Genomic DNA, 15168 nt, shown 5'->3' with positions numbered 1-15168 from the left:
AAAAAGCTCGCTTCGACCCACGCGTGTCATAGCGGAATATTATCGTGCTTCTTCCAGGGGTTCTCCTGGACCTTGTTCTTCAGCGTCCGCAGCGCCTTCACCAGCCGCCGCCGCGTCCCGTGCGGCATGATGACGTCGTCGATATAGCCCAGGCCCGCCGCCACGAACGGATTGGCGAACCGGTCCTTGTACTCCGCCTCGCGCGCCGCCAGGGCCGCCGGATCGCCGGCCTCCTTGCGGAAGATGATTTCGACCGCCCCCTTGGCGCCCATGACCGCGATCTCGGCGGTGGGCCAGGCGTAGTTGACGTCGCCGCGCAGGTGTTTCGAACTCATCACATCATAGGCGCCGCCATAGGCCTTGCGGGTAATGAGCGTCAGTTTGGGCACCGTCGCCTCGGCGTATGCGAACAGCAGCTTGGCCCCGTGTTTGATCAGGGCGCCATACTCCTGCTTGGTCCCCGGCATGAAGCCCGGCACGTCCACCAGGGTCACCAGCGCAATGTCGAAGGCGTCGCAGAAGCGCACGAACCGCGCGGCCTTGCGGCTTGAATCGATGTCCAGCACCCCCGCCAGCACCTGGGGCTGGTTGGCGACGATCCCGACCGTCTGGCCGTCCAGCCGGCCGAAGCCGCAGATGATGTTCTTGGCGAAGTCGGCCCCGATCTCGAAGAAGTCGGCCTCGTCGACAACCTTCAGGATCAGCTCCTTCATGTCATAGGGCTGGTTCGGATTGGCCGGGATCAGGGTGTCCAGGCTCGGCTCGTCCCGTTCGGGCTCGTCATAGCTTTCGCGCACCGGCGGCTTTTCGCGGTTCGACAGGGGCAGGAAGCCGATCAGCCGGCGCACCTCCGACAGGGCCTCCAGATCATTCTCGAACGCGCCGTCCGCCACGCCCGACTTGCCGGCGTGGACCCGCGCCCCGCCCAGGTCCTCGTGGCTGACGACCTCGTTGGTGACGGTCTTCACCACGTCGGGGCCGGTCACGTACATGTAGCTCGTGTCCTTCACCATGAAGATGAAGTCGGTGATGGCCGGCGAATAGACGTCGCCCCCCGCGCATGGCCCCATGATCACGCTGATCTGGGGAATGACGCCGCTGGCCAGGGTGTTCTGCAGGAAGATGTCGGCATAACCGGCCAGGCTCTCGACCCCCTCCTGGATCCGCGCCCCGCCGGCGTCGAACAGGCCGATGATCGGCGCGCCGGTGGTCAGGGCCATCTTCTGCAGCTTGACGATCTTGGCCGCATGGGCGCCCGACAGGCTCCCGCCGAACACCGTGAAATCCTTGGAGAAGACATAGACCAGCCGCCCGCCGATGGTCCCGCGCCCCGTCACCACGCCGTCGCCGGGGATGCGCTGGTCCTGCATGCCAAAGTCGTGGCTGCGGTGCTCGACGAACATGTCCGTCTCCTCGAAGGAGCCCTCGTCCAGCAGAACGTCGATGCGTTCGCGCGCCGTCAGCTTGCCCTTGGCGTGCTGGGCGGCGATACGCTTTTCCCCGCCGCCCAGTTTGGCGGCGGCGCGACGGCGCTCCAGTTCTTCAAGGATGGCTTGAGTCATGATCGGTTTCGGCCTTGTGTTCGAACGGCAAGGCGTGGCGCCTTCATCGCAAAATGGCAAACGCAACTTTGCAAAAGGTGCGGAACTGCGCGGACTTGCAAAGGCGGCGACGATGAACTGCAAACTTGCGAATGGCTGAGAAGCTTTTCCTGGGCGCCAAGCTGCGCAAGCTGCGCGAGGCGCGCGGCTGGACGCTGGAGGCCTGCGCCGAACGTCTGGGCCTGTCGCCCTCCTATCTGTCGCAGATCGAGACCAATCAGCGCCCGGCCACCGCCCGGGTCCTGATCGCCCTGACCCGCGCCTTCCATATCGACGCCAGCCTGTTCGATCTGGAGGGCGACGCCCGCCTGATCGCCGACCTGCGCGAGGCCACCACCGACATCGCCGGCCCGGTCAGCGGCGGGGCCGAGCCCCCGACGGCGGCCGAGCTGAAACAGGCCGTCGCCAACACCCCACGCCTGGCCCACCAGTTCCTGGCCCTGCACCAGGCCTTCCGCCAACTGGACGAGCGGGTGAAGGCGCTGGACGACACCCTGGGCCGGGACGAACTGGGCGCCCGCGTCGCCCTGCTGCCCTATGAGGAGGTCCGCGACTTCTTCCACTACCGCGACAACTACGTCGACAGCCTGGACACGGCGGCCGAGGCCCTGGCCGCGGCGGTCCCCCAAGACGGCCCGATCGAACGGGCGCTGGAGACCCTGCTGGCCGACCGGCACGGCGTCCGCACCGTCTATGTGGCGGGCCAGGAGGCCCTGCGCCGCTACGACCCCGCCAGCCGGATCCTGAGCCTGGACGCCTGGCAGCCGGGGGCGACCCGGTCCTTCCAGCTGGCCCACCAGCTGGCCCTGCTGTCCTTCCGCGACCTCATCGAGGCCGAGCTGGACCAGGCCGCCTTCCGCACCCAGGCCGCGCGCGACGTGGCCCGTGTCGGCCTGGCCAACTACGCCGCCGGCGCGCTTCTGCTGCCCTACCGCGCCTTCCTGGAGGCGGCGCGGGCGGAAAAGCACGACATCGACCGCCTGCGCACCCGCTTCCAGGTCAGTTTCGAACAGGTCTGCCACCGACTGTCGACCCTGCAACGGCCCGGCTGGCGCGGCGTGCCCTTCTATTTCGCCCGCGTGGACATGGCCGGAAACATCACCAAACGGCACAGCGCGACCCGCTTCCAGTTCGCCCGCTTCGGCGGCGCCTGCCCTCTGTGGAACGTCCACGAAGCCTTCGCCACGCCCGACCGAATCGGTGTGCAGTTGGCCGAGATGCCCGACGGCTCGCGCTACATCTCCATCGCCCGCAGCGTGTCCAAGCCCAGCGGCTCCTACCTGGCCAACGACCGCCGCTACGCCCTGTCGCTCGGGTGCGAGGTCGAGCACGCCGGATCCCTGGTCTACGCCGCCGGCCTGGACCTGAACGGCCCCGCCGCCCGGATCGGCGTCAGCTGTCGCATCTGCGAGCGCACCGACTGCACCCAGCGCGCCTTCCCGCCCCTGGACCGCGCCCTGCACGTGCCCGAGAACGAGCGCGGCGTGGTGCCCTATGTGCTGGATGGCCCGCGCTTCGACCGCCCCTAAAGCCGTCAGGCCTCGCGCCGCGACAAGCCGTCGCCACGGACGCGCAGGACTTGACACCGGTTACCAGCCTCCTCTTCCTGATCGCACAAGCGCGCAAGGCGCGGGAGGAACGACCGATGAAGCACGCCCTTTTCGCCATCGCCGCAGCCGCCGTGCTGGGCGCCTGTTCACCCCCGCAGGAAGACAAGGCCGACGCCGCGCCGACGGCCCTGCCGCCCGGCCCCGAAACCCAGATCTCCGACGTGTCGCCTGCCGATCTGCCGCCTGCGCTTGGGGCGCTGATCCAGCAGACCGTGCCGGGCATGACCGTCGCCGAGGTCGAACGAAAGGAACGCGAGGGCCGCGTCTATTATGACGTCGAGGGCGTCCGGCCGGACGGGTCCGAGGTCGAACTGGACATCCAGCAGACCGGCGACCGGTTCGAGGTGGTGGAAATCCAGCGCGACGTCGCCTTCGCCCACATGCCCCAGGCCGTCCAGACCACCGCCCGCGCCGCGACCGGCGCCTTCGCCCCCGAACGCATCATCGAAAGCCGTCAGATGGACGGCAGCGTGATCTACGAACTGTTCGCCGTCGGCCAGCCTGCCGAACCCGCCATGGAAGTCCGCGTCAGAGATGGTAAGGCGGAGGTCCTCACGGAACGCTGGCCGCACTGACATGACCTCACATCCTCCCATCGGCGTCGCCGTCGTCGGCTACGGCCTGGCGGGCCAAACCTTTCACGCGCCGTTGATCCAGGCCACGCTGGGCCTGCGCTTGGCGGCTGTGGTCTCATCGCGCCCTGACGCGGTTCACGCCGACCTGCCCGATGTCGAGGTCCTACCCAATCTGGACGCGGCGCTCGCCCGCGACGACATCCGCCTGATCGTCGTCGCCACCCCCGACGCCCTGCACGCCGAACAGTCGATCGCCGCGCTGAAGGCCGGCAAGTCGGTGGTGGTGGACAAGCCCTTTGCGGTGACGCTCGCCGATGCCGAGGCGGTCGCCGCCGTCGCGGCCGCGTCGCCCGGCGTGTTCAGCGTCTTCCAGAACCGCCGCTGGGACGCCGACTTCCTGACCCTGCGCCGCCTGATCGCAGAGGGCGAGCTGGGCGAAATCGCCGTGTTCGAAAGCCACTACGACCGCTTCCGCCCGATCTTCACCGACCGCTGGAAGGACCAGCGCGACGGCGGCGTCTGGGCCGACCTGGGCCCGCACCTGATCGACCAGGCGGTGCAGCTGTTCGGCCCGCCGTTGGGCGTCTATGCCGACCTGCAGGCCCAGCGTCAGGGCGCGACCGCCATCGACTACGCCCACGTCCTGCTGCGGTACGACCGGCTGCGGGTCATCCTGAACATGAGCCACCTCGCCCCCGAGGCCAGCCTCCGCTACGTCGTCCACGGCACGGGAGGCAGCTTCATCAAGCACGGCCTCGACGCCCAGGAGGGGCAGTCCAAGGCGGGCCTGAGTCCAGGCGACACCGACTGGGGTCTCGATCCCTCGCCCGGCGTCCTGACGAAACAGATCGATGGCGAGATCGTCGCCACCACCCCGACGCCCGAACGCGGCGACTATCCCGCCTTCTACGCCGCCATGCGCGACGCGATCCTGGGCAAGGGCCCGCCGCCGGTGACGGCGGATCAAGCCCTGACGGTCATGCGGATCATCGACGCCGGCCGACGCAGCGCGGCCGAGCGTCGCGAGATCGCCCTCTAGCTCTTTTTGCGGCCCTTCGACGCCGCCGCCGGCGCATGGGCCAGCCGCAGCAGATTGGCCGCACCCGGCGCCCCGAACGGCGTGCCGGCCAGGATCAGGATACGCTGGCCCGGCTCGGCCAGGCCGTATTTGACCGCGCTGTTGACGGCATCGTCGGTGACGGCCTCCAGCGAATCCGGCTGTTCGCCCAGGCGCGGTTCCAGTCCCCACACCAGGGCCAGGCGACGCGCCGTATTGGGATTGGGCGTCAAGACCAGGATCGGCTTCAACGGCCGTTCCCGCGCCATCCGCCTCGCCGTGCCGCCCAGGGTCGTGAACACCACCAGACAGCCGGTCGAGGGCGCGCTGGTCGCCATGCCCGCCGCTCCGACCAGGGCGTCCACGTCATGTTCGTCCATGCCGGCGTGCTCGGCGCCCATCAGGCTGGGCCACATCGGATCGCGTTCGACGCGCTCGATGATCCGGCTCATCATGCCGACGGATTCCAGGGGATAGTCGCCCGAGGCCGTCTCGGCCGACAGCATCAGGGCGTCCGCGCCTTCGTACACAGCGTTGGCCACATCGGTCGCCTCGGCGCGCGTGGGAGCTGGCGCGCTGGTCATGGATTCCAGCATCTGGGTGGCCACGATCACCGGCACGCCGCGATTGCGGGCGGCGCGCACGATCTGCTTTTGCGCCACCGGCACATCTTCTGGATCCAGTTCGACGCCCAGGTCGCCGCGCGCCACCATGACCCCGTCGCAATAATCGAGAATGGCCTCTAGATCGGCCAGGGCCGCCGGCTTCTCGATCTTGGCCAGGCAAGCGGCCTGACCGTTCACGATCCGCTTCAGCTCGGCCATGTCCTCGGGCTTCTGGACAAAGCTCAGGGCCACCCAGTCCACGCCCATTCGCAGGGCGAAGGCCAGGTCCTCGCGGTCCTTGGGCGTCAGGGCCGACACCGGGATCACGGCCTCGGGCACGGCGACGCCCTTGCGGTCCGAGAGTTTCGAGCCGCTCTCCACTGTCACATCCGCCCAGTCGTCGGCGCGCTCGCCAACCCGCAGCCGCACCCGACCGTCATCCAGCAGCAGCAGCATGCCGGTACGCAGGGCCTTGAAGATTTCCGGGTGCGGCATCTGCACCCGCGTCTCGTCGCCCGGCGTGGGGTCCAGGTCGAAGCGCATGGTGTGGCCCGGCTTGACCGAAATCTCGACGTTCTTGAACCGGCCCAGCCGCAGCTTGGGCCCCTGCAGATCGGCCAGCACACCCAACGGGCGCTGCAAGGCCGCCTCGGCGCCGCGCACGGCCTTCAGGGCGGCGGCGTGATCCTCATGCGACCCGTGGCTGAAGTTCAGGCGGAACACGTCCACCCCGGCCTGGGCCAGGGCCTTGACCATGCCGGGCGCACGGCTTGCGGGCCCCAGGGTCGCGACGATGCGGGCGCGGCGGGCTCTGTTCATGGACGTTTCCTGTTGGCTCTGATCGCCATCCGTTTGGACGGCTTGGGCGCTTTAGCCCCTTCTGCCAACGAAACCTTTTCCACGTAAGGCCGCAGCCCCGCCGGGAAACACGAGTTTACGACCCCGAAACAGGAGTTTATCGCGCCGTCCGCATATCAGGCCGCCTGAGGTTCGCCGATCAGCGCCTGAACCGGAATACGCCATTCGCGAGACAACTTACGGATCTGCGTCACGGACAGGGCGCGTCGGCGGTTCAGCACTTCGGACGCGCGCGACCGTGACCCCAGCACTTCCGACAGATCAGACTGGCTCAGCCCCTGCCGTTCCATCGCAAAACGGATCGCCTCGACCGGATCGTCGGCAGGCATGGGGAAGTGGTCTTCCTCGTATTTCGCCAACAGCAGTCCTAGAAGTTCGAACCGATCACCGGCCTCGCTGCCCGGTTCGGGCTCGTCGTCGAAATAGGCTTCATAGGCCGCCTTAGCCGCCTGATAGTCGGCCTCGTCGCGAAGAATATGGATGTGCATGGTCATCTGCTCCTCGGCCTAGACGGTTTCCACGTCGATGCGATCATACTCGGCGTGCGTGCCGACGAACTTCACCGGCACCTGTTTGAAGGTGTAGGAAATTCGCACCACCACCCGATACTTGTTCCCGCCGACATCGAAGATCACCCGATTGTCGCCGACGAAATCAGCGGAACGAAAATCGTCCCTCACATCCTGCGGAGACCGCCAGTCTGCGGCCCTCACATGGTTGTACCAGTTCGTCAGCGGCCCCTTGGCCGGCGGATGACGGGTCCAGAAGGCCTGGAGTGTCTTCCGGGCGACGACGTTCATAATGCCTTATATAGCGCGATCCCGTTTTGGGAACAAGCCATCACTTGGTCGGGCAGGAAGCCACCGCGAACCCGTTCAGGTCTATGCAACGTCCTTCGACCACTGGCGTCGGAACACCGATGACATGGGCCAGGGTCGGGGCGATATCGACTGTGCGGATGGGCAGGAACCGCTCTTCGCCCTGCGCGCCGGGCCACCAGAAGATGATCGGAACGCGACGGTCGTATTCCCACGGCGTGCCGTGACCGGCCAGGGTCGAGCCGACACGGCCGCCGGCCGTTGTGTTCTGGGCCCAGGCGAACTGGATGTCGGGCGAGCGCTCGGCCACAGTGGACAGGCGCATCCGTTCGCGCACCGTCATCATCTCGGGCTGGCGGCTGTCGGGCAGAGGTTCGGCCAGCAGCCGGTCTCGCGTCTCGGCGAAGGCCACGTCCGGCAGGGCGCGCAACATTTCGACCGCCGCCTCGGCGACCTGGGTGCGCAACGGATCGGGCAGCGACCTGTGCTCGGCGTCGGCGACCATCCAGCCGCTGCCGCCGGATTGCAGCGGATCGGCGTCCAGGTTGAAGCGCGCCTTCAGGGCCGCATTCACGCCCTTGATCGCATCCATGTCGGCCCGATGCGCCTGAGGATAGCCGTGGTCATGCAGGCGCTCGACGAAGTCCGACCCACCATGATCGGCCGTCAGCACCACCAGGGCGCCGCCCGGAACCTGGGCCAGCTTGTCCAGGAATGCGCCCATCGCCGCGTCCAGCCGGTGCATCTGCTCGCACATCTCCGGCCCCTGTGTGCCGTACATATGGCCGATCCGGTCCGTCGCCGACAGGCTGACGCCCAGCATGTCGGTGGTCGCGCCCTGCCCCAGCTTCTGGCTGTCCAGCAGATATTCCGCCGCCTTCAGCGTCTGCTCGTCCAGCAGCGGCGAGGTGTCGAACTTCAGCCCCGCCGGCGGCAGCACGGAATGGAAGGTCTGGCCGCGAATGGTCCAGTCGCCCGCCAGCGCCCGGCACTGTTCGTTCTGATAGTCCCAGGCCACAGGCGTCGCCGCCGCCCAGGCGGTGAACTGGGTGTTGAAGGCCGCGACGGGGGCCAGCCTGTCCTGCGCCGTCTGCCCCGGCTCGACATAGGTCGTCAGGCCGAAGCCCTCGGTGAACCAGAAGGCCTGGCCCTGATGACCGGCTAAGTTGATCGCGCCGCGGTCCTTGCCCGACACCGCCATGACCTTGCTGTCGGGACTGACGGCCTTCAGCCAGTCGCCCAAAGTCGTGACCCCCAGCTGATCCGGCCCCACCGGCCCGTTGTCGGTGTCGTCGCGACCGTGCGCCAGATGGTTCTGGGGCGCGGACAGGCAATAGACCTCCTTGCCGGTCTTGCCGTCGATCCAGTCGTTGGCCGGAATGCCCGTCTCGACCGGATGCATGCCCGTCAGAATGGTCGAGTGGCCGGGACAGGTCTCGGTCAAGCCGTGGGTCTGATAGCCGTTGATCGACACCAGTCCCTGGTCCGCCAGACGACGAAGACCGCCGGTGTAGCGGCTGCGATACTGGTTGAAGAGGTTGGCGCTGAACTGGTCCACCACGATGGTGACGATCAGCTTCGGCGGCGTCAGCGCGGAGACTGCGGCCTGCGGGGCGACCTGCCGGACCGGCGCCTCGGCGACGGAGGCGCAGGCGCCGCCCGCCATGGACAGGGCGACCAGAAACGCGGCGGCGGCGTGACGCGACAGGGACATGAACAACTCCAACAACAGGCGACCGGCCTCTAGCCGCCGCCGATGGCGCCCGCGTGACAGGGCGCCGTCGCTCCTAGTGCGATTCCCTGGACCGCAGCCTTGCGACCTGATGCAGGACCAACACCACCAACCCGCCGACGATCAGTCCGATCACGGCCGAGGCCACGGCGGTCGTCAGCCAGGTCATCACCCCCGCCAGCGGCCCAAATATTTCGCCGACGGCATGCGACAGATGCTCGACCGGCACGGCCGGCCAGTGCAGACCCAGCGTATGAGTCCCGTGGACCAGAATGCCCCCGCCGACCCACAGCATGGCGGCGGTGCCGATGACCGACAGGGCGCTCATCACCACCGGCATGCCCTTGACCAGGCCGCGACCCAGGGCGCGCACGCCGCCGTTTGGCCGCTGGGCCAGATGCAGGCCGATGTCGTCCATCTTCACGATCAGACCGACCGCGCCATAGACGACGACCGTCATGGCGATCCCGACCACGGCCAGCACGGCCGCCTGGGTCAGGATCGGCTGGGCCGCCACATCGGCGAGGGCGATGGCCATGATCTCGCCCGACAGGATCAGGTCGGTCCGCACCGCCCCCGCCACCGTGGTCTTCTCCAGGGCCGCCGCATCGCCTACGACCGGCGCCGCGTCCTCGTGCCCGCCGTGGCCCAGGGCCTCCAGCAGCTTCTCCGCCCCCTCGAAACACAAATAAGTCCCGCCGCACATCAGGATCGGCGTGATGGCCCAGGGCGCGAAGGCGCTCAGCAACAGGGCCGCCGGCAGGATGAAGATCAGCTTGTTGCGGAACGACCCCAGGGCGATCTTGCCGATGATCGGCAGCTCGCGGCTGGGCGACAGACCCATGACATAGCGCGGCGTCACCGCCGCATCGTCCACCACCACCCCGGCCGCCTTGGTCGAGGCCTTGCCCGCCGCCGCGCCGACGTCATCCAGCGACGCCGCCGCCAGCTTGGCGATGCCCGCGACATCGTCGAGCAGCGCGATCAATCCGGACGGCATGGCTCAGTCTTCCCGGCTGGGCGGCACATTGACGCCCTGCGATTTCAGATAGGCCTTGATGTTGCGGGCGGCCTGGCGGATGCGCTGCTCGTTCTCGACCATGGCGATGCGGACGAAGCCCTCGCCGTTCTCGCCATAACCGACGCCCGCTGCGACCGCGACCTTGGCGTGGGTCAGCAGTTGCTTCGAGAACTCCAGACTGCCCAGGTGCGCCAGCGCCGGCGGCAGCGGCGCCCAGGCGAACATGGACGCGGCGGGTTTGGGGATGTCCCAGCCCGCACGGCCGAAGCTCTCGACCAGCACGTCTCGGCGGCGGTGATAGAGCTGGCGGTTCTTCTCGACAATGTCCTGCGGTCCGTTCAGCGCCGCGCAGGCCGCCGCCTGGATGGGGGTGAAGGCGCCGTAGTCGAGATAGGACTTCACCCGCGTCATGGCCGCGATCAGCTTCTTGTTGCCGACCGCGAACCCCATGCGCCAGCCGGCCATGCTGTAGGTCTTCGACAGCGAGGTGAACTCGATCGCCACGTCCTTGGCGCCCGGCACCTGAAGGATCGAGACCGTCGGCTTGCCGTCGTAATAGAGCTCGGAATAGGCCAGGTCGCTGATGATCCACAGGTCGTTGGCCTTGGCGAAGGCCACGACACGTTCGTAGAAGGCCAGGTCCACCGTCTCGGCCGTCGGGTTCGACGGATAGTTCATCACCAGGATCTTGGGCCGGGGCACTGTGAAGGCCATGGCCCGCTCCAGCGCCTCGAAATATTTCTCGTCGGGCGTGGTCGGCACGCTGCGGATCGCGGCGCCGGCGATGATGAAGCCGAAGGTGTGGATCGGATAGGACGGATTGGGCGCCAGGATCACGTCGCCCGGCTCGGTGATGGCGGTGGCCAGGCTGGCCAGCCCCTCCTTGGAGCCCATGGTGACGATCACCTCGGTCTCGGGGTCCAGATCGACGCCGAAGCGGCGGCCATAGTAGTTGGCCTGGGCGCGACGCAGGCCGGGAATGCCTCGCGAGGCCGAATAGCCGTGCGCGTCGGGCTTGCGCGCCACCTCGATCAGCTTGTCGATCACATGCTGGGGCGGCGGCAGGTCGGGGTTGCCCATCCCCAGGTCGATCACGTCCTCGCCCGCCGCACGGGCCGCCGCGCGCATCGCATTGGTCTCGGCGATGACATAGGGCGGCAACCGCTTCATGCGGTAGAATTCTTCGGACATGACAGGCTCGTCGTTGTGGTCTTCGGCCGGGGGTCGGCCGTCTCTAGCGATTAGCGCGCCTGCGGCTCCACGCAACAGCGTTGAAGGTCATTTTCACCCGCTGGACGGACGAAATCTGCGCCCCGCGCAAAAACGCGGTCGGAAAAGGCGTGCCCGGCGCGATCAATAGCTCACGCGCAAACCAACGCTGACCGTGCGCGGCGGGCCGTAACCGGCGACGCCCGTCCCCGTTTCGGACACCCCGACATCGGTGTCGAACAGATTGTCCGCCGCCACCCACAGGGTCGTGCGCGGGTTCAGCGCCCACTCTCCCCGGGCGTCCAACGTGACGGCGGCGTCCAGAACGCGGCTGTTCAGGTCGTCGTCGAACCGGCTGGACTCGTAGCGCGCCGCCAGGGCCAAGGTCAGACGATCCATCGCCTGCCAGTCCAGCCCGGCGGTCGCGCTCCACTCCGGCGCCTGGGCGGGACGCAGGCCGGTCAGTTGCGCGGCGGCCGATCCGCCGTCGATCTCGGCGTCGGTCCAGGACATGGCCGCGTTCAGCGACACCGCCGATGACAGGTCCACGGCGCCGTTCAGCTCCACGCCCCAGGCGTCGATGGTCCCCGCGTTCTGGCGCTGGCGCAGAACCCCGCCCGCCGGCACGAAGCCGGCGCGGGGGAAGGTGGCGGGTCCGGTCCCGATCGTCACATTGACGATGGCGTCCTCGATCTGGTTCCAGAACACCGTGCCGCCCCAGCGCACGCCGTCGCGGTCGAACGCCAGCCCGGTCTCGACGCCCTTCAGCGTCTCGGGCGCCAGGGCGGCGTTGGCCTCGGTGATGTCGTTGCCGACGCGGAACGGCCGGTGCAGTTCGTTCAGCGTCGCCGGTCTGAAGCCGGAATAGGCCGCCGCCCGCGCCGCATAGCCGCCGCCCAGATCACGCCGCACGGCCAGGCGCGCGCTGACCACCTCGCCCGACCCATCCGGGTCGTTTTCATTCAGCAGAACAGCCCCGGTCACCAGCGTGTATTCATTGCGGAACCCGCCCTTATTCTCCCACTGATCCACCCGCAGGCCGCCCGCGACCAGCCAGTCGGCCGCCGTCCACGACGCATCGACATAGGCGCCGGCCACCGCCGTCTCGCCACCCGCGCGACGGCCTCTGGCGAAGCCCGCGCCCGTGGGATTGCTGAACAGCTCGTTGGTCTCGCCGTCGTTGAAGCGCGCATCCGCGCCCACTTCCCACTCAAGGCGACCGCCTACGAACTCCGCCATGCGACGGCGCAGGGCGGCGTTCAGCCCCCATCCCGTTGCGGGCGTCTTGTACTGGTCGTTGGCCGGCGTGGTCGTCGCCCGGTCGGCCGACACCGAGGCCGAACTGTTGGCCAGGTTGCTGTCGATCCGCCACGCCTGCAGCCGCCAGCCATAGCCGTCGGCCGTCGGCGCCTGAGCAGCCGTGGCGCTGAGGCTGTGGCCGCTGGCGTTGGCGCGGGTTCCGGCCAGGCCTGATCCGCGATCCTCTTCCCAGGTCGCCGCCCGCACCGACAGGTTCGCGTGCCCCAAGGTCGTATCGACCCGCAGAGCCGCGCTGCGACTGTCGAGGTCTAGGGGCGTATCAGCGGCCCCCGCCGCCGATCCTCGCACGGGCACATAGCCGTCGCTAACCTCACGCAGACCGCTCAGCGTCACCGCCAGAGGCCCCAGGCGCGTGGAGGCCGACCCCGCCGCACGCAGGCCTCCACGTTCGGCGGCGGACACGTCCAACACGCCACCCAGACCCTCGTTGTCTGGCCCACGTTCGCGCAGCGTGATCGTGCCGGTCAGTGCGCCCGCCCCATACGGCCCCGACCCCGCCCCTCGAATCACGTCCAGGCTCTCCAGCGATTCCGGCGTGGCCTGGGACCAGATGACCCAGCCGCCGAACGGGTCGTTCAGCGGCACGCCGTCCAGCAGCACCAGCGTCCGCCCCGCCCCCGACGGCGCGATGGCCCTCAGCGATATGCCCTGTGTCGTCGGATTGGCCGCCGCACTGGTCGTGCGTCGAAACAGCGAAACCGCCGGCACGGACCGCAGCGCCTCGTCCAGGCGCATGGATCGCGACAGCACCGCCTGATCGATGCGCACGACCGAAAACGCCGCATCGGCCGCCGCAGGCGGCAGGCGGGCGGCGGTCACCACAATCTCGGGCAAGGCGACGGGCGCGATGACGGGGGGAGGAACGTCCTGGATCATGCGCCGTCACTAGGGGCTGGCGCGGCGCCGTCAAAGCTTGGCCTTGCAATAAAGCCAGGCAAAATCGCCGAGCTGGCGATTGGCAGATCACCCGCCGCTCGATAACACCCGTATGGGGCAATCGAAGGGGAAGCGCGTGGGTCTGGGAACGGTCGTAAGGGCGCTGATCTTCGGCAAGGACGCCGATCGCAAGCGACGATCCGCCAAGGCCGCCCGCATCCGCAGCCTGCCGGACCGGCGCGTGATGGCCGACAGCTATGTGCCCGCCCTGGCGGCCGACGGCGGCCGCATCCTGTGGGTCGGTTGCCGCGAATATACGCTGGACGACTATGCCGCTCTGGAAGCCCACGGCGGCGAGGTCTGGACGACCGACATCGACGCGGCGGCCGAACGCTGGGGCCGCGAGGGCCGCCACCGCACCGGCGATGTCTGCGAGGCGGATCGGTTCTTCTCCGACATGACCTTCGACGCCATCGTCTGCAACGGCGTGCTGGGCTACGGCGTCGACAGTCCCGAGCAGCAGCGAAAGGCGCTAGAGGCTCTGGCGGCCATCCTGCGTCCCGGCGGGCGGCTTCTGCTGGGCTGGAATACTGACAAGATTGACGATCCGGTCGCCGCCGGCCTGACCGAGGCGGACTTCGAGCCGACGCCTCTGGGCGATCAGCCGACGCGCGTTCGGTTCGACGCGGTGACCCACGTCTACGACAGCCTCGTCCGTAAGGCTTAGGCGCCTATCCCTGCAGTCTGGGCTGCGACCCCTGTCGCGGCAGGAACCACGACCAGCGGGCCTTCGCCGCCGAACGGTTCGACAGAGACCGGTCGGACAAGGCCTCGCGTAGCGCATCCAGTTCGGCGGCGCGGGCGACGGGGGAATGCACCCGCTCCACGAAATCCTGACCACTGCGCGCCAGAGCCAGGCGTTCCGCCGGATTTTCGACCAGCCGGTTCATCGCCGCCGTCAGGGGCGCGGCGTCCTCGACCTCGACATAGACCGCGTGCTCACCGCTCGCTTCCCGCAGCCCCCCTCGCCCCGACGAGATCAAGGCCGCGCCCGCCGCATGGGCCTCCAGCGCCGCCAGCCCCAGGGCCTCGCGAACACGCGACGGCGTCACGGCGATGGCTGCTCGACGCGTCACGGCCCTGACCTCGGTCAGGGACGCCGACTTGTGGATCTCGACGCGGTCGCCGAACCGGTCCAGCGCACGAACCAGCGGCTCCGCCCAGTCCTGATGTTTCTCCCAATCGCCCAGCATCAACGCGCCGCGCCAGTCGGGATGACGATCCAGCGTCTCGCCCAAGGCCGTGCAGAACAGGTCCAGCCCCTTGTCCCGCATGGCGCGACCGGAGAAGAGGATCAGGTTTTCGCGGATCTCCGGCGACGCACGCCAGGCCTCGACCGCGATGGGGTTGCACACCGACGAGACCCGCCCGGCCAGACGCGGATAGTCCGCCGCGAACTCCTGGCCCGCCGCCTGGCTGACGAACACCAGCCGGTCGAATCGCACCAGTCTGCGGCTGTAGCGGAAGGCCTCAATGGGATTTTTCGCCGGCTTGATGCGGGTGTGGCGATACAGGACGTGGGTCGCGCCCGGGAACTGGCGCGCCAGTTCAGACGCGGCCTTCAGCTGCTGATGATATTCGACGATGTCCGGCGACAGCGCCTTGAGGATGGCCGCCACCGCTTCGTTGCGCGCCTTGCGGCCCAGCCCGGCCGGCACCGTCAGCATGTTCAGGTCCGCGCACGGCGCCGCGCCCGCATCGCAGATCAGGGTGACCGAACGATTCAACCGGCTGTGCGCCGACAGGGTGCGAACCACCGTCTCCATCGAGTTGGCCTTGTCCGGGCAATAGGTGCAGCCTCGCGGCAGAACGACGGCGATACGCAT

The 15168-nt window shown here is 68.4% G+C and carries 14 protein-coding genes; 5 read left to right on the top strand and 9 right to left on the bottom strand.

What is annotated here, in order from left to right; all coding sequences use genetic code 11:
* Positions 1-26 precede the first annotated feature (26 nt).
* Positions 27-1562: an acyl-CoA carboxylase subunit beta gene (locus ACP693_RS07095; protein ID WP_154726650.1), complete on the bottom strand. Its 1536-nt coding sequence runs from the start codon at positions 1560-1562 to the stop codon at positions 27-29.
* Here ACP693_RS07095 and ACP693_RS07090 point away from each other — a divergent pair.
* From ACP693_RS07090 to ACP693_RS07075, 4 genes are all read left to right on the top strand, one after another.
* Positions 1561-1701: a hypothetical protein gene (locus tag ACP693_RS07090; protein ID WP_426017870.1), complete on the top strand. Its 141-nt coding sequence runs from the start codon at positions 1561-1563 to the stop codon at positions 1699-1701. The two genes, ACP693_RS07095 and ACP693_RS07090, sit on opposite strands and share 2 nt — an antisense overlap.
* On the top strand, positions 1694-3130 hold the full coding sequence (locus tag ACP693_RS07085; RefSeq protein WP_426017872.1) for a helix-turn-helix domain-containing protein: 1437 nt from the start codon (positions 1694-1696) through the stop codon (positions 3128-3130). The genes ACP693_RS07090 and ACP693_RS07085 overlap by 8 nt, the downstream gene beginning before the upstream one ends.
* Before the next feature lie 116 nt (positions 3131-3246).
* A complete protein-coding gene (locus ACP693_RS07080) occupies positions 3247-3786 on the top strand; it encodes a PepSY domain-containing protein (RefSeq protein WP_426017873.1) in 540 nt (179 codons plus the stop codon).
* 1 nt (position 3787) lies between these two features.
* Positions 3788-4825 (top strand): oxidoreductase, encoded by a 1038-nt coding sequence (locus tag ACP693_RS07075; RefSeq protein ID WP_426017875.1) that lies wholly within the window; start codon positions 3788-3790, stop codon positions 4823-4825.
* Here the strand turns inward: ACP693_RS07075 and pyk are convergent.
* The 7 genes from pyk to ACP693_RS07040 form a co-directional block, all read right to left on the bottom strand.
* Positions 4822-6267 carry a pyruvate kinase gene (gene pyk, locus ACP693_RS07070; protein WP_426017877.1) on the bottom strand — a complete coding sequence of 482 codons (1446 nt, stop codon included), beginning with the start codon at positions 6265-6267 and terminating at the stop codon, positions 4822-4824. The genes ACP693_RS07075 and pyk overlap by 4 nt on opposite strands.
* A gap of 155 nt (positions 6268-6422) precedes the next feature.
* Positions 6423-6800 carry a helix-turn-helix domain-containing protein gene (locus tag ACP693_RS07065; RefSeq protein WP_426017879.1) on the bottom strand — a complete coding sequence of 126 codons (378 nt, stop codon included), beginning with the start codon at positions 6798-6800 and terminating at the stop codon, positions 6423-6425.
* Positions 6801-6812: 12 nt separating this feature from the next.
* Entirely contained in the window at positions 6813-7106 is a 294-nt protein-coding gene (locus tag ACP693_RS07060) for a type II toxin-antitoxin system HigB family toxin (protein WP_426017881.1), read from the bottom strand.
* A gap of 40 nt (positions 7107-7146) precedes the next feature.
* Complete coding sequence (locus ACP693_RS07055; protein WP_426017883.1) at positions 7147-8838, bottom strand: alkaline phosphatase family protein; 1692 nt, start codon at positions 8836-8838, stop codon at positions 7147-7149.
* 73 nt (positions 8839-8911) lie between these two features.
* Positions 8912-9856: a DUF808 domain-containing protein gene (locus ACP693_RS07050; RefSeq protein ID WP_426017885.1), complete on the bottom strand. Its 945-nt coding sequence runs from the start codon at positions 9854-9856 to the stop codon at positions 8912-8914.
* Positions 9857-9859: 3 nt separating this feature from the next.
* Complete coding sequence (locus ACP693_RS07045; RefSeq protein WP_426017886.1) at positions 9860-11068, bottom strand: LL-diaminopimelate aminotransferase; 1209 nt, start codon at positions 11066-11068, stop codon at positions 9860-9862.
* A gap of 162 nt (positions 11069-11230) precedes the next feature.
* Positions 11231-13282 carry a TonB-dependent receptor gene (locus ACP693_RS07040; protein ID WP_426017888.1) on the bottom strand — a complete coding sequence of 684 codons (2052 nt, stop codon included), beginning with the start codon at positions 13280-13282 and terminating at the stop codon, positions 11231-11233.
* Positions 13283-13418: 136 nt separating this feature from the next.
* Between ACP693_RS07040 and ACP693_RS07035 the strand changes: the two genes are divergently transcribed.
* Positions 13419-14009 carry a class I SAM-dependent methyltransferase gene (locus tag ACP693_RS07035; protein ID WP_426017890.1) on the top strand — a complete coding sequence of 197 codons (591 nt, stop codon included), beginning with the start codon at positions 13419-13421 and terminating at the stop codon, positions 14007-14009.
* A gap of 4 nt (positions 14010-14013) precedes the next feature.
* On the opposite strand, the gene ACP693_RS07030 is transcribed toward ACP693_RS07035, so the two are convergent.
* Positions 14014-15168: a glycosyltransferase family 4 protein gene (locus ACP693_RS07030; protein WP_426017892.1), complete on the bottom strand. Its 1155-nt coding sequence runs from the start codon at positions 15166-15168 to the stop codon at positions 14014-14016.

It is taken from the genome of Brevundimonas sp. TWP1-3, assembly GCF_049896085.1.
In the GTDB taxonomy this organism is placed as follows: Bacteria; Pseudomonadota; Alphaproteobacteria; order Caulobacterales; family Caulobacteraceae; genus Brevundimonas.
This window is presented reverse-complemented; position numbering and strand designations above follow the sequence as displayed.

Coding starts and splice junctions, on each gene's coding strand:
- ACP693_RS07090 (WP_426017870.1), top strand. CDS start 1,561: ATGATCGGTTTCGGCCTTGTGTTCGAACGGCAAGGCGTGGCGCCTTCA.
- ACP693_RS07095 (WP_154726650.1), bottom strand. CDS start 1,562: ATGACTCAAGCCATCCTTGAAGAACTGGAGCGCCGTCGCGCCGCCGCC.
- ACP693_RS07085 (WP_426017872.1), top strand. CDS start 1,694: ATGGCTGAGAAGCTTTTCCTGGGCGCCAAGCTGCGCAAGCTGCGCGAG.
- ACP693_RS07080 (WP_426017873.1), top strand. CDS start 3,247: ATGAAGCACGCCCTTTTCGCCATCGCCGCAGCCGCCGTGCTGGGCGCC.
- ACP693_RS07075 (WP_426017875.1), top strand. CDS start 3,788: ATGACCTCACATCCTCCCATCGGCGTCGCCGTCGTCGGCTACGGCCTG.
- pyk (WP_426017877.1), bottom strand. CDS start 6,267: ATGAACAGAGCCCGCCGCGCCCGCATCGTCGCGACCCTGGGGCCCGCA.
- ACP693_RS07065 (WP_426017879.1), bottom strand. CDS start 6,800: ATGACCATGCACATCCATATTCTTCGCGACGAGGCCGACTATCAGGCG.
- ACP693_RS07060 (WP_426017881.1), bottom strand. CDS start 7,106: ATGAACGTCGTCGCCCGGAAGACACTCCAGGCCTTCTGGACCCGTCAT.
- ACP693_RS07055 (WP_426017883.1), bottom strand. CDS start 8,838: ATGTCCCTGTCGCGTCACGCCGCCGCCGCGTTTCTGGTCGCCCTGTCC.
- ACP693_RS07050 (WP_426017885.1), bottom strand. CDS start 9,856: ATGCCGTCCGGATTGATCGCGCTGCTCGACGATGTCGCGGGCATCGCC.
- ACP693_RS07045 (WP_426017886.1), bottom strand. CDS start 11,068: ATGTCCGAAGAATTCTACCGCATGAAGCGGTTGCCGCCCTATGTCATC.
- ACP693_RS07040 (WP_426017888.1), bottom strand. CDS start 13,282: ATGATCCAGGACGTTCCTCCCCCCGTCATCGCGCCCGTCGCCTTGCCC.
- ACP693_RS07030 (WP_426017892.1), bottom strand. CDS start 15,168: ATGCGTATCGCCGTCGTTCTGCCGCGAGGCTGCACCTATTGCCCGGAC.